This window comes from Paenibacillus sp. FSL L8-0644, assembly GCF_038008165.1.
In the GTDB taxonomy this organism is placed as follows: domain Bacteria; phylum Bacillota; class Bacilli; order Paenibacillales; family Paenibacillaceae; genus Paenibacillus; species Paenibacillus polymyxa_D.
Map to the genome: position 1 here is coordinate 300,762 of NZ_JBBOYN010000001.1, position 13,433 is coordinate 314,194.

At 47.2% G+C, this 13,433-nt stretch carries 14 protein-coding genes; 10 read left to right on the top strand and 4 right to left on the bottom strand.

Going from position 1 to position 13,433, the window contains the following annotated elements:
* Nucleotides 1-116: 116 nt before the first annotated feature.
* The 7 genes from NSS94_RS01265 to NSS94_RS01295 all read left to right on the top strand — a co-directional run bounded on the left by NSS94_RS01265 (nucleotide 117) and on the right by NSS94_RS01295 (nucleotide 6,702).
* Complete coding sequence (locus NSS94_RS01265) at nucleotides 117-479, top strand: DUF1304 domain-containing protein (protein WP_013308326.1); 363 nt, start codon at nucleotides 117-119, stop codon at nucleotides 477-479.
* A gap of 157 nt (nucleotides 480-636) precedes the next feature.
* Entirely contained in the window at nucleotides 637-2,256 is a 1,620-nt protein-coding gene (locus NSS94_RS01270; protein ID WP_341038366.1) for an ABC transporter substrate-binding protein, read from the top strand.
* Between the two features lie 72 nt (nucleotides 2,257-2,328).
* A complete protein-coding gene (locus tag NSS94_RS01275; protein WP_029516889.1) occupies nucleotides 2,329-3,279 on the top strand; it encodes an ABC transporter permease in 951 nt (316 codons plus the stop codon).
* Between the two features lie 4 nt (nucleotides 3,280-3,283).
* Entirely contained in the window at nucleotides 3,284-4,129 is an 846-nt protein-coding gene (locus tag NSS94_RS01280) for an ABC transporter permease (protein WP_013308329.1), read from the top strand.
* Between the two features lie 75 nt (nucleotides 4,130-4,204).
* Nucleotides 4,205-5,242 (top strand): ABC transporter ATP-binding protein, encoded by a 1,038-nt coding sequence (locus tag NSS94_RS01285; protein ID WP_341038369.1) that lies wholly within the window; start codon nucleotides 4,205-4,207, stop codon nucleotides 5,240-5,242.
* Nucleotides 5,229-6,197, top strand: a complete 969-nt coding sequence (locus tag NSS94_RS01290; protein ID WP_341038372.1) for an ABC transporter ATP-binding protein — start codon at nucleotides 5,229-5,231, stop codon at nucleotides 6,195-6,197. Before NSS94_RS01285 ends, NSS94_RS01290 begins: the two co-directional genes overlap by 14 nt.
* A gap of 49 nt (nucleotides 6,198-6,246) precedes the next feature.
* Nucleotides 6,247-6,702, top strand: a complete 456-nt coding sequence (locus NSS94_RS01295) for a hypothetical protein (RefSeq protein ID WP_341038374.1) — start codon at nucleotides 6,247-6,249, stop codon at nucleotides 6,700-6,702.
* 69 nt (nucleotides 6,703-6,771) lie between these two features.
* Here NSS94_RS01295 and NSS94_RS01300 read toward each other — a convergent pair whose 3' ends face one another.
* Nucleotides 6,772-7,386, bottom strand: coding sequence for a hypothetical protein (locus NSS94_RS01300; protein WP_341038376.1), 615 nt, complete (start codon nucleotides 7,384-7,386; stop codon nucleotides 6,772-6,774).
* Nucleotides 7,379-8,254 carry a hypothetical protein gene (locus NSS94_RS01305; RefSeq protein ID WP_341038378.1) on the bottom strand — a complete coding sequence of 292 codons (876 nt, stop codon included), beginning with the start codon at nucleotides 8,252-8,254 and terminating at the stop codon, nucleotides 7,379-7,381. The genes NSS94_RS01300 and NSS94_RS01305 overlap by 8 nt, the downstream gene beginning before the upstream one ends.
* A 164-nt stretch (nucleotides 8,255-8,418) precedes the next feature.
* Here NSS94_RS01305 and NSS94_RS01310 point away from each other — a divergent pair, with 164 nt between their 5' ends.
* The 3 genes from NSS94_RS01310 (at nucleotide 8,419) to NSS94_RS01320 (ending at nucleotide 10,712) form a co-directional block, all read left to right on the top strand.
* On the top strand, nucleotides 8,419-8,976 hold the full coding sequence (locus NSS94_RS01310; protein ID WP_341038380.1) for a GNAT family N-acetyltransferase: 558 nt from the start codon (nucleotides 8,419-8,421) through the stop codon (nucleotides 8,974-8,976).
* A gap of 249 nt (nucleotides 8,977-9,225) precedes the next feature.
* The gene (locus NSS94_RS01315) at nucleotides 9,226-10,524 is read left to right on the top strand and encodes an ABC transporter substrate-binding protein (protein WP_318628171.1); all 1,299 of its coding nucleotides are present in this window, start codon (nucleotides 9,226-9,228) and stop codon (nucleotides 10,522-10,524) included.
* 38 nt (nucleotides 10,525-10,562) lie between these two features.
* The gene (locus NSS94_RS01320) at nucleotides 10,563-10,712 is read left to right on the top strand and encodes a hypothetical protein (RefSeq protein WP_322252990.1); all 150 of its coding nucleotides are present in this window, start codon (nucleotides 10,563-10,565) and stop codon (nucleotides 10,710-10,712) included.
* Nucleotides 10,713-10,994: 282 nt separating this feature from the next.
* Here the strand turns inward: NSS94_RS01320 and NSS94_RS01325 are convergent, their stop codons facing one another.
* Both NSS94_RS01325 and NSS94_RS01330 read right to left on the bottom strand, forming a co-directional pair.
* Nucleotides 10,995-12,155 carry an alpha/beta hydrolase family protein gene (locus NSS94_RS01325; protein WP_307353774.1) on the bottom strand — a complete coding sequence of 387 codons (1,161 nt, stop codon included), beginning with the start codon at nucleotides 12,153-12,155 and terminating at the stop codon, nucleotides 10,995-10,997.
* 222 nt (nucleotides 12,156-12,377) lie between these two features.
* Nucleotides 12,378-13,433: a HAMP domain-containing sensor histidine kinase gene (locus tag NSS94_RS01330; protein ID WP_341038382.1), complete on the bottom strand. Its 1,056-nt coding sequence runs from the start codon at nucleotides 13,431-13,433 to the stop codon at nucleotides 12,378-12,380.

The following is a 13,433-nucleotide window of genomic DNA, read 5'->3' on the forward strand; positions in this document are numbered from 1 at the left end:
TGAGGCCGGGCCTAAGGTTCGGTCTCTTTACTGTTTTTGGAAGATGAACTATACTTTTTGAGGATCGATCTAAAAATCACCTCATAGTAACTTTATGTGGAAAAGAGGAACATACCTTGAGCTTACTTAGTTCAATATTGGTCGGAATTGTAGCTCTGGAACATGTGTACATTCTAATATTGGAAATGTTTCTGTGGACGACTCCGCGGGCGATGCGTACGTTCGGGACCTCGAAGGAGCTGGCGGAAGCAAGCAAATCCCTGGCAGCAAATCAGGGGCTGTACAATGGCTTTTTGGCAGCCGGATTGGTGTGGGGCTTGTTCTATCCGGAACCTGTAATCGGGCGGCAAATCCAATTATTCTTTGTCATTTGTGTGGTAGTGGCTGCGGTATATGGTGCATTAACTGCCAATAAGTCTATTTTATTAAAGCAAGGTCTGCCTGCCATCCTGGCACTAATCAGTTTGTGGATACTCTGAGGACACCCTTAACGGGTGTCTTTTTTCTAGATTCGATCACATAATGTCTGGAATGCTAATGACAAGGGGAATAAACAGTTTTTGACCGATTGTAAATCCGACTATTCCGATTTATAATAAATTTATTACATACTAAGAGGACACGGGGGCTAGAGCGATGCGTCGTAATTTGACTGGTGTATTGGTATTCATTGTATTGATGTTGGTTGTAAGTGCATGCTCCGGCGGGAATTCTGGATCTACGTCTGAGACGAATGGGAATACACCCGGTACAGCTACCACAACAGCTGATAACGGACAGCCAAAAGACGGCGGCAGCCTGATCATTGGCGTACAAGCTGATCCGGTGGTGCTGAATCCGAACTATGCGGGTGATCGGGTAAGTCTGACGATAGACCAGGCGATATTCGCACCATTATTTCAAGTGAACAATGGCAAAAAGACATTTTATTTGGCAGACAGTCTGACTCCTTCAGCAGACAAGCTGACTTATACACTAAAACTGAAAAAAAATCTGACTTGGCATGATGGCGAGAAGCTGACAGCTGACGATGTTGTTTTCACCATTAACAAAATTTTGGATGAGAAGCAGCACAGCTTTTTGAGAAGTAATTTTATGGTTAATGGCAAACCGGTTCAGGCGAGCAAGGTTGATGATACAACGGTGGATTTCAAGCTTCCTCAGCCAGCTCCTGCTTTTGAGGCAGCACTGGTACAGGTATCCCCGATTCCGAAGCACATTTTCGAGAATGAAGCGGATATTGAGAAAAGTATAAAAAACAACTCTCCGGTTGGATCAGGTCCTTTCAAATTTAAAGAGTACAAAACCGGTGAGTACGTTACACTCGAACGGTTCGATAACTATGTTGGCGGAAAGCCGCATCTGGATTCAGTAACATACCGAATTGTTAAAGATTCAAATGCTGCGAATTTGGCCCTTCAAAATGGTGAGATTAATGTAAATTATCTCGATCCGCAAAATGTGGAGACCATTAAAGCAACAGATAAGTTTGACATTTTCCCTTACAGCGAAGGTCGCTTAGCTTATCTGATGTTTAATGAAAATAGTGATACGAAGCAGCTGAACAAAAAAGAAGTGCGTCAGGCGCTTTCTTATGCATTAAATCAGGATGAGTTGATTCAAGTTTCCTATGGCTCCAAGGATTATGCAGACACTGCGAAATCTGCTTTGACACAGGATGTGCTGTATCACACGAACGACGTTGCATTTTTCAATAATGATGTGAACAAGGCAAAAGAGCTGCTGAAATCGGCTGGCGCTGAAGGACTGAAGCTGCGCATTATCATTCCGGGCGGCAACAAGGTACAGGAAGCACAAGCACTCTATATCCAGCAGAAGCTCAAGGACATAGGCGTTCAGTTGGACGTGAACAGCATGGATTCATCGGCATGGTCGCAAAAGTTCGTCGATACGAATGCCAAGGACTTTGATCTGGCGATCAGCGGCTACATCATGGGGTATGACCCTGACGCGTATCGTATTTTGTATAGCACCGGATCATCCTCCAACTATTCGCATTATTCAAATAAAGAAGTGGATAAGCTGCTGGAAGAGGGCGCGGGTGAGTCGGATACGACTAAACGTGGCGAAATTTATAAAAAGGTACAAGAGCTGCTGGCTGAGGATGCTGTCATCTATCCGATTGCTTACACCAAGACTATTGTAGCTTTCGACAAGCAGTATGGCGGTATTGATCAGGCTGTGCTGAAGCCGGTCGTGATTTTCGAGGATTTGTCCAAAATTTATCACAAATAAGACAGGGTTTTCAAAAATAAGCTGGGCTAACCAGCTTATTTTTTTCGAAAACAGCAAGGGGAAGGGAAACGTATGAGACAACTCATCGCCAGAAGGTTGCTGCAAGTTATACCGATGCTATTTTTTGTGTCCATCGTCTGCTTCGGCTTGATCAAGCTGGCCCCAGGTGATCCGGTTCTCTCTTTTGTTACACCGAATATGCATCTGGAAGACATTGAACGAATGAGGCATAGCTTGGGGCTGGACCAGCCCGCTTACGTGCAGTACATATTATGGCTTAAAAAGAGTCTAACGGGTGATCTCGGCTACTCGCTAATTAATCACCAGCCCGTGCTGGATCAGATTCTCGACCGTCTCCCGGCTACAGCCGGGTTAATGGGCGCATCCATCATACTTGCTGTGCTGGTTGCCATCCCACTTGGTTTGACGGCTGCGGCGAATCGGAATCGCTGGATCGACAAGCTCATTAATCTGATGTCGTACATCGGGATTTCTGTTCCGCTGTTTTGGCTCGGTATTTTACTTATTTATTTGTTTGCGATTTATCTGCATTGGCTTCCGAGTACTGGGATGCGTACCATCGGTACGGACTCGGTGCTGGATGTGATCAAGCATGGAATTTTACCATGTTTTGTACTGGCCTTCGGCTTTCTGTCTGTGTATGTGAGGTACATCCGTTCCAGCACGATTACGCAGCTCAAGGAAGAGTATGTGCAGATTCAATACGCGTTTGGGTCTGGAAAAAGACTGGTTTTGTTTCGACATGTGCTCAAGCATGTGCTGCTGCCCATCATTACGCTGCTCGGAATGTCGGTTGCGGACCTGGTGGCTGGAGCCATTGTGACGGAGACGGTATTTTCCTGGCCGGGCATTGGCTCGCTGGGCATGACGGCGGTGAAAGGGATGGATTATCCTGTCATCATGGGGATTACTTTATTTTCCGCTCTGCTGCTGATCCTGGGTAATCTGCTTGCGGATATCTTGTACAGCATTGCGGACCCGAGAATTAAATCAACGAGGTGAATTCATGAATCGGAGCAAATGGCGCAACATCGGGATTGAGCTGATGACGAGCAAAATGGGCGCCGTCGCCCTCATACTATTGATCGTATTCTCGTTAGGGGCGATTTTCGCATTTTTATCGCCGCAGGACCCGAATAAGTTGAACGTGCTGGAGCGTCTCCAACCACCGGGAGCGGCACACTGGTTTGGAACGGATGATTATGGGCGGGACTATTTTACAAGAGCACTGTACGGCGGACGTGTATCATTGCTGGTAGGCTTTGCGTCCATGATTATTGCGACCAGTATCGGTGCAGTGGTAGGTATTGTGAGCGGGTATTTTGGAGGATGGATCGACAATCTGCTTATGCGGGTTTTGGAGCTGATCATGTCGATTCCGTCTTTCTTGGTTATTTTGCTGCTGAGTGTGTTTTTGAAGCCGGGCGTCGGCAATATCATTGTCATTATCGCCTTGCTCATGTGGATGAACATTGCCCGGGTGGTCCGTGCAGAGACAATGACGTTGCGTGAACGGGAGTATGTACTATACGCCAAAGCTTCGGGACAAAGTACGTTTGGTATTATTATGAAGCACATTGTACCTAATCTGATTCCGGTAATTATCGTAGGGGCGACGAACAATATCGCTTCAGCGATTATGATGGAATCGTCACTGAGCTTCCTCGGCTTTGGGGTTCAGCTGCCGAATGCTACGTGGGGCAGTATGCTGAATAATGCCCAAGGATATATTGCACAGGCCCCATATATGGCATTGTTTCCGGGATTGCTTATTTTACTGACTGTGTTGAGCTTTAATGTTTTGGGAGATGTGCTGCGTGTAGGTTTTGAACCCAAATTAGTAAAACGATGATTCATAGTTTCATAGATTCATAGTACAGGTCCATTACAAATGGCTCCAGGAGCGACAGGAAGGAGCGAAAACACAATGACAGAACATCTACTGTCCGTCGAACAGCTGGAGGTCTCGTTTTTCACTCGTGAAGGGGAGAATCAGGCAGTTCGAGGGGTTAGTTTTCATATTGATGCTGGAGAAACGGTAGGAATCGTAGGAGAATCCGGCAGCGGCAAAAGTGTGACAGCGAAAGCGATCATGTCGATGATTGCCCCGCCGGGCAAGCGGCTGAACGGCGATATCCGTTATCGGGGACAAAGTCTGACCGCTCTGACGGAAAAGCAATGGCGCAAAATACGGGGAAACCAGATTGCGATGGTCTTTCAGGACCCGATGACCTCGCTGAATCCGGTCAAAAAGGTGGGCTATCACCTGGTCGAGGTGATTCGCAGACATCGAGGACTGAGCAAGGAAGCGGCTACGCAAGCAGCTGTAGAACTGCTGCGACAAGTAGGCATTACCGAGCCGGAGCGCCGAATGAACCAATACCCGCATCAATTCAGCGGCGGGATGCGCCAACGGGTGATGATTGCTATGGCGCTCTCGTGCAGCCCGGAGCTGCTGATTGCAGATGAGCCGACTACAGCGCTGGACGTGACGATTCAGGCGCAAATCTTGGAGCTGCTCAAGTCTTTAAAGCAGCAATCCGACATGTCGATTGCTCTAATCACCCATGATCTGGGCGTCGTCGCCCAGGTGTGCAGCCGTGTCATCGTGATGTACGGCGGCATGGTGATGGAGGAGGGACGCGTGGACGATATCTTTTATCGTCCGGGCCACCCGTATACGCAGGGCCTGCTGCGTTCTGTGCCCCAGCGTACGAATGGCTTCCGAGAGCGGCTGGTGCCGATTGAGGGCACGCCGCCGGACCTGCTGAACCCGCCATCGGGCTGTCCGTTCATGGAACGGTGCCCGCACGCGTTTGCCCGCTGTGTGGAGCGGCCGCCGATGGTAGAGCTGCGCCCGGATCAGCGAGCAGCCTGCTGGTTGAACGAGCCAGACGCCGTGCCTGCTGGAGTCTACGAGACGCCCGAAGCGGGCCATGCAGAGGAGGGGAATGACGGTGAGTGAAGCACATAATGTATTGGGCGAGCATCAGCCCTTGGTAGAGGTACACCAGCTTAAGAAGCATTTTGTGACCGCAAAGGATTTGTTAGGGCGTAGCTCTGAGATACTCAAGGCGGTGGATGGCGTGAGCTTTCAAATCAAGCGTGGCGAGACGTTCGGACTGGTCGGTGAGTCAGGGAGTGGCAAATCGACGGTTGGACGCTGTCTGACGCGGTTATACGATTATACAGAAGGTACGGTACGCTTTGACGGCCAGGATATTTCCAAGCTGAACGATAAACAGCTCAAGCCGCTGCGTCGGCGCATTCAGAGCATTTTTCAGGACCCATATTCCTCTCTTAATCCGGGTATGAACGTGCTTGACCTGATCGGTGAGCCGATGGATATTCACAGATTGCATCAGGGGAGTGAGCGTAAGGATGCCGTAGTGGCTTTACTGGAGAAGGTAGGGCTGAAGCGAGAGCATCTGTACCGCTACTCGCACGAGTTCAGCGGCGGGCAGCGCCAGCGGATTTCCATCGCTCGTGCTCTGTCCGTGAACCCCGAGTTCATCGTCTGTGACGAGCCGATTTCGGCACTCGATGTGTCCATCCAGGCGCAGGTCATTAACACGCTGGAGGATCTCCAGCAGGAGTTCGGGCTGACGTACCTGTTCATCGCCCATGACTTGTCGATGGTGCGGCATATTTCAGACCGAATCGGTGTGATGCACCATGGCCGACTGGTAGAAGTAGCCGATGCAGATGAATTGTATGAGCAGCCCGCTCACCCTTATACGCAGGCGCTGCTGTCCTCCATCCCTGTGCCTGATCCGAGAGCAGTCGGAGAGCGGGAGGGACTGGGGGGAAGCTTGGCCCAACCAGACGGTTCATTAGTATGGGACAAGGATAACAACAGTGCAACCGAGCTGAGAGAAATCAGTCCCGGCCATTATGTAGCATACCCGGTTAACCGTTAGGGTTAAGATCGGTTGTACGATGTGCATGACCCAAAGGAGGCAAAAAACGATGACTGAATCGACGAAAAGAGTACGTATTTCCCAATGGGACGCGCTCTTGCTGGAATCATTACGCTCTTTAGGCTGGTCCCAAGAGGAATTAATCCGTCGGGTGCAGCAAAATGAGCTGCCAACGGACGGACCATCCGATTTTGATTATACAGAGCTTGTCACTGGGCTGGCGTCCCAAGAGCCGGAGGTGTTTGTCAGCGCGGTAACGGAAGGATATCAGATCAAGTACAATACGATCCGGGGCATTCGTTCGTGGATTGCCGTTGCGTTCGGGCGGGAGCCTGAGCTGTCCCTGGAGGAAGGAAGCGAAGCCGTTACATCCGAACTGACGAAGGCTGAGTATGATCGGCTTGGGCGGGTACTGTCATTAGGCTGGGTCATCCAGGAAGTACGTCCCGCGGCTGGCGAGACTTCAGGATTATACCGAATTGTACCTGCTTCACAGACGAATTAAATCCTGGGGATGAAGTAATATACTTTACCAGAAATTGAAACGAGCTGACCGTGGAGGCCAGCTCGTTTTTTAATGCAATCCTTCTTCATCTTTTTTATTCAGCATAACCAGACTATTGTGAATGATTCGTGTCATGCAGTAAAAGAAGGCCATTCTGGTGGTTTGCATAATAGCTCCCAACAACATGGACATCGATTCCATTTGGGAGAAATGTAAGATAAGAATCCGGTTAATAATTCCTTCACCAAACCAGACAAAATATAGCGGAACAATCATCTTTTGAATATAACGAGCTTTACGCTCCAATTCGGGGTGGAGCGCAAAGTACCTATAAATATGGGTGAATGTATTGGAGAATCCCCACAAGTTAATAAAAGGAATCATGCGAGCAATGGCTCCCACGGTACGAATCGGATAATCGGAATGTTTTTGCCGGATGGCTTTATGTACTTGAACTAGCCAGATCAGATAGGTTACAAAACACATGTAGTACAGAACAAAGCTAAAGACTGTAAATTTTTGCTCCAACTCGTATAAATGATCATAATAAAAATCATTTGCGTAAATATACACTAACGTAAAAATAAGGATAATAAATTCACCTATAGTGCCCATCGCTAGCAAGGCTTGGTGTACGCTGCCAGCTGTCTTGGATGGAAATGCTTTGGAATCTGATTCATTCAAGATGTACTTCCTCCCAGTCTAGTTGCTTCAAATACACGATAGCATCCTCCAGTGTTTCTACGGGGATAATGCGCAGTTTGAGTCCATGTTCCTTTTGGACTCGGGCAGCCTCTGCTTCGTTGCCTTCCTCTCCATACCATTCATAATCTGCCGGTACGAAAAATAGATCAACCTTTGCCGCCTCGGCTCCCAGCAGTTTTTGCTCCAGCCCACCGACCGATCCGACATCCCCGTATTCTTCCATCGTGCCAGTGCCTGCAATTTTGTGACGTCCGCCATCTGAAAAGTCGATGTTATTGGCTTCCTCATACAGTCCGATGCCTGTCATCAGACCCAAGGAATTCCCTGCAAGATCCTGCAAATGAGTCAATAGCTCCGCATAGCGAGCATCTTCCAATTTGCTAAGATTCGAGAAAGGTGTTGAATCACCACCTGTTTCGCTGTCAACACTTAATTCCGTCGCTGCATGTACAGCTTGCATAGCAGAATATTTTAGCGTGTCCGTCTCTGAAAGGTCCTTCAAATAAGAGTCCACTTCATCAGGGGCAATGGGTTCAAACTTAATCGCACCCCCGGATACATTTTCACTGGAATATACATTCCAACGCTCCAGGAGATTGTTAGCAATACCCGTTTGAACAGACGAAAAAAACACGCTTCCCTGAACGCCAAGATCTTTGACCGGATGCATTTCTCCTTGCAAAATATACTGTGCAGGCATAGGCCGTGTTCCAATAAAGGCGGCGATAGCCGGGATCAGCAGCAGCGCGAAAATGAGTATACGTTCTTTGTTCATGCCAAATATCTTTTTGAGGAGATATGGATTACGGCTTGGCACCTCATTCACAACCTTTCCAACTGTTCTCATACGGATATCATCGGTTGAAAAGATTAGAAAGGTTACATTTTTCACCATAAATGACCGATAAGAGTATAGTAGTATACATATTTTTAACGCTCTGCCAGATCACCGACGCTCTTTTTTTATGCTATATTTTATACATAAGGAAAATTAGAGAGCTGAGGTGCAGCATGACATCAATGACTATTGTCGAATCATCCGTCAAACCAGGATTAATGGCTTTTCAGGCAAGCACTGAAGATCAGGAGCAGGTTCAGGAGTTAATTTTAAAGACGGCCAGGTGGCTGCACAGCAAAGGCTCTACGCAATGGGGACGCTTACTAAAAGGAAAAGATGATCACAACCTAGGCGGCGCTATTGCACGTGGAGAAGTGATTATTTTCCGAGCATCAGAGGATCAAGGCTTGGCAGGCGCAGTGATCTTGCAGCAGCAGCCCAGTGCATGGGACCGTAAGTTGTGGGGATTAGACGAAACGGATTCTGAGGGAGGAACCTCAGTATATCTGCATCGTTTGGTTGTGGATCGCGATAGCACCGGGAAGGGTCTAGGCCGTGAGCTGATGCAATGGATTGAACAAGGTATCCACTTCACAGGCAAGGACCGAATCCGTTTAGACTGTATTGCGGGCAATGACAAGCTTAGCGAGTTTTACAGACAATGCGGTTATACGTATATAGGCGAAACGAACGGCTATAATACTTTTGAAAAGATGCTAATAAAGATTTAGAAAACTGAATTATAGCTCAAGGAATACGAAAGAAGGAAGCAGGTGATCTGCATTCTTCTTTTTTTGTTGTGCAGCCTTTACTTTCCCTTGATCGCTGTCATATCAGAGTCCTCCAAAAGAGAAAATTTATATGAAAATGAAAATGGGGATATCGTGTCTCACCCTTCTACATATGATGATAGGGAAGTTTTGTAAGCGTTTTAAAATAGGAAGGCATACAACCAAGTGAAGCTACAGGAGGCGGTTAAAGTGGACGATTACATGAGCTGGATAAAGATTGGATTTTTCCTCATCGTTCTGTTTTTACTTGCAGCGGCATGCAGTACCTCTCCCAAAATAGAGAACACAGACGGGCAAAAAGTGCGGCTTACGATGCAGGTTTGGGGTAATCCTGCGGAGGTAAAGGTGTATCAGCGGGCACTCGATGCATTTGAAAAGGAAAACCCGAATATCGAGGTTAAGCTGGTGCCTGTACCGGGAGACCAATATGAGCAAAAGCTGTTGACACAGCTTCAGGGAAGTCGCGGACCGGATGTGTTTTATTCGTATGAACCGACGATTGCGCGTTTGATCGGGGCGAAGCAGGTACAGCCTTTGGGTGAGTTTTTAAAAAGTGATGCAAGTGATGTGAAGGCTGAGGATTTTCCAGAAGGATTGTGGGGACCGGCAAAGCGTGATGGGGAAATCTATGGGGTCACTCCCGACTCAAACCCGATGGTCATGTATTACAACAAAAAGGTATTCAAGGAAGCAGGCGTGAAGACGCCGCAAGAATACTATGACGAAGGCAAGTGGAACTGGGATGCCTTTGAGGAGGCTACTTCCAAGCTGAAGGCAGCCGGAAAACAGGGTTATATTGCGGAAAACTGGTGGGCTCACTGGTATTCATGGGTGTGGTCGAATGGCGGTCAGATTTTTGATGAACAAGGCAAATATGTGCTGGACCACAATGAAAAGGGCAAGGAAGCCTTCAGTTTTATGTACGATATGGTGAAAAGGGGAAATGCCGTATATCTCGGATCACTTCCCAAAGGGCAAGGGGCTGACGCGATGTTCATGTCCAATCAAGTCGGTATGCTGGCGGCGGGAAGATGGCTGGAGCCCTTGTTTAATCAAAATAAAAGCCTCGACTTTGATTATATCTACTGGCCATCCAATAGCGGAAAGAATGAGCCCGTTGCCATTCCGGTTGCCTATGTAGCTGTAAATAAAAATAGTCCGCATGTGCAAGAGGCCATGAAGCTGGCAGCATTCTACGTCTCTGTGAAGGGGCAGGAGGCGCGGCTGGTTGAAGGTGGGAATGCCATGGGTACGCTTGCTGCCGCAGATGAGAGCATTATGAAAAAGGCGACCATTGAGCATTCAAGCTATTTGACCGAGGGACGTAACATAGGGCATGCTCATGGATCTGCATTGGCCTATGATGCTCAGGTGCCGGGGTTGAACTCGGATATCACGGAGACCATCGACCTGATGTTCTTGGGCAAGCAGGATGCTGCGGCAACTATTGAAAAGTTGAATCAGATCATATCCAAGGCGGTCAAGTAGGCACGGGATGACCCGTGGCCGGGGAGGAAGGTGACCAGATGCAGAAAAAGCATCAAGCGCTGTGGGGGCCTTATAAACAAGCAAGGAACGTCGATATTTTTAATGGTCATGAGATTACCAATCTTCCCGTGAGCAGAAATTATATTAATAACCTGCTTGAGGTATACTCAGATGATGTATTGCCGTGAATATTATGAATCATCAGAGAGGCATGCCCAAATGAATGGAGGGTGCCGCGAAACAGCTAATTTACAGCTGATTTGCGACACCCTCTTTTAGTTGTCCGGACGGAAATGTACTCGTATTTCATGCTGTTTACGTCATCAACATACTATCTACGCCAGTCCATTGAAGTTTCTTCTGTACTATTTGTTAATCTAGACACAACAGAAGAAACGATTGACTCATATTCAAAACTACGAAAGGAGAATGCGAGTGAAATAGACTTTTACGTTATGACGTCTTGGCAATCACTCAGGGCGAGGTGCGGCTGGCCCAAGCCCAATTGAGCAGAGCCAATTCAGCGCTACCTCATGCAGCACGTTGATGTTGTCTACCTGACAGTGTTCTAATCCGCCAAGTCGTCTATCCTCTATCGGGAAGAACGTCTTGTTTTTCGAACCCGCTTGCTCATAATTTTTCAAGGCTTGTGTCAGCGGATTTGGCTGAACCAATATCTCTTCCGCTCCGTGCATTACAAGAAGCGGACATTCTATCTGGTGGAGCACGCCCTCAAGATCATAGGCAAAACGCGGATTACCCGCAAAGTCCTCCAAGCTTTTTGCCCCCAGAATTCTCATGCCATGTGCGGCCAGACTCGATGGCATCCATTTAAGCATTGCATCCCAATCAAAGGCGTGCGTACCGCCGTCGGAGATGACGGCAGCAATCCTGTGATCGAACGAAGCGAATCGCAAAGAGTCGTAAGCTGCAAAACTCTCACCGTGCACGATAATCTTATCGGGATCGACTTCCGGCCGCGTTAGAAGAAAGTCGATTGCTCGGGAATGGAAAGCCTCACTGTCCGCTCGTCTTCCTTTTCCCTTTTCGTACAGCGAGAGGCCGGTGCCAGGCTGGTCATAGACCAGAAAGTTATATCCACACGAAATAAAAGCGGGACCTAGCCAGAAATAGTTTTCAATGGACCACTCGTCGCCACCGTTGAGAGCAAAAAGGGTCGGCTTCGGACCTTTTATCCAGGAAGGGGAGAAGAAGTAACCATCCAGCTTGACATCTTCGTAATCGATTTGGATCTTCTCCGGTTGGACATCGAAGTACTTTCCGGCAGCTTCGAAGAGTTCATTTACTTTCTTAAATACACGGATTTTCTCGGTGTCATCATCCATCACCGAATATTCCGCAATTCTGTAGTAATTGCAGGCACGAATGTAGCAGTTTCGTGCTGTATACCAGTTTCCAGCCGTTTCGGCCTCCTTGCCGTGTCTTTCCAATGCCTGAGCCGTTATGAGCCATTCCCTGTGCCACGTGTCCTTGTCATCGGGGTCGATTTTTTTGCAGGCCTCGTAGATCTCGGTGACGTCCGTAGCACCGAGGCTTGCCATACCTAAAGCTTTGGTGACTTGGTATGACATCATGTAGTGATTGGGCCAACGGCTGAACTCAATTGACATTGTAACATCCTCCTTTTCCAGTTCTAGTGATTGTAGTTTTTTTTACTACAAGTAATTTTTACAACACAAAGATAAAGCTTCGTTAAAAGAAAAATAAATGTTTGTAAAGAGAATATAAAAAACTATAAACCGCTGAAAAAATAAAAAAGGCTGCTGCCTGGGTGTTCACACCTGGCAGTAGCCTTTAACTCCTGTAGTAAAAGAAAATGTGCACAAATAAAATCAGTGTTGTGCGGCCAAGGGAAGACTGAATCTTATCCCCAAACCGCCATATTCGGAAGGGTAGGCGCAAATTTCGCCCCTATGATGTTCAATAATGGATTTACAGCTTGCAAGCCCCAGCCCCAGTCCGCCCTTTTGGATTTGCCGCGATTTATTCACAGTGAAAAATTTGAGGAACAGAGAAGATATATCCTTTTCCGGCACTCCAATTCCATTATCCTCGATTTGAAAAAAGGCATACTGTCCTAGCGGGTATCCGGTCATATACACTTTCAGCTTACTTTTCCCTCCATATCTTACAGCATTACTAAAGAGGTTGCCGAAAACCCGACGTATCATCGGTTCATTGACCATCAGCAATATATTTTCCGTAAATGAATGGCGGCAAGTAAGCTCGTTGTCAAGTCCTGCCAACTCATACTCATATTCAAGGGCAATGTTTTCAAATAATTTTGATGCTTTTACAGGTGTAGCTACCATAGATTCCAACTCCAATTTTTCTTTGGTGAAGCTGGAAAAATCATTGATGAGTTCAACCATATATCCTGACTTCTTTTGAATCAAATCATAATATTCCTGCTTTTCAGTTTCTGGTAAATCCTTGTGCGTAGCCAGCAGTTCAGTAAAACCATTAATAGATGTCAAGGGTGTTTTCAAGTCGTGGGCAATTGCCGCGATCATATCGATCTGCTCTTTGTGCGCGAGTTGAAGCCGGTGCTCCATCTTATTGAAGTGTTTATAAAGTTCTCCGATCTCGTCATTACTTCTCAGAGCTAGCGGAGGCAGTGGATGTACAATATTTACTTCTTCAAGCCTGGTATTCAGAAGCTGAATGGGTTTCTCTATGCAAAAATGAATATAGATAATTAGAATAATAAATATGAAACAGGCAATTGCAAATATGGGCAGGAGCAATGCTATATATCGCGAGTCCAGCAATGAACTGCGTATAGGGGAATATACTGCAAAGACAAGCTTCAGGTACATTCCAATAGAAAACATGAATGTTATTAACATCAGCAGGAACAAAAGAGGAAGCTTTATTTTCAGTTTCAT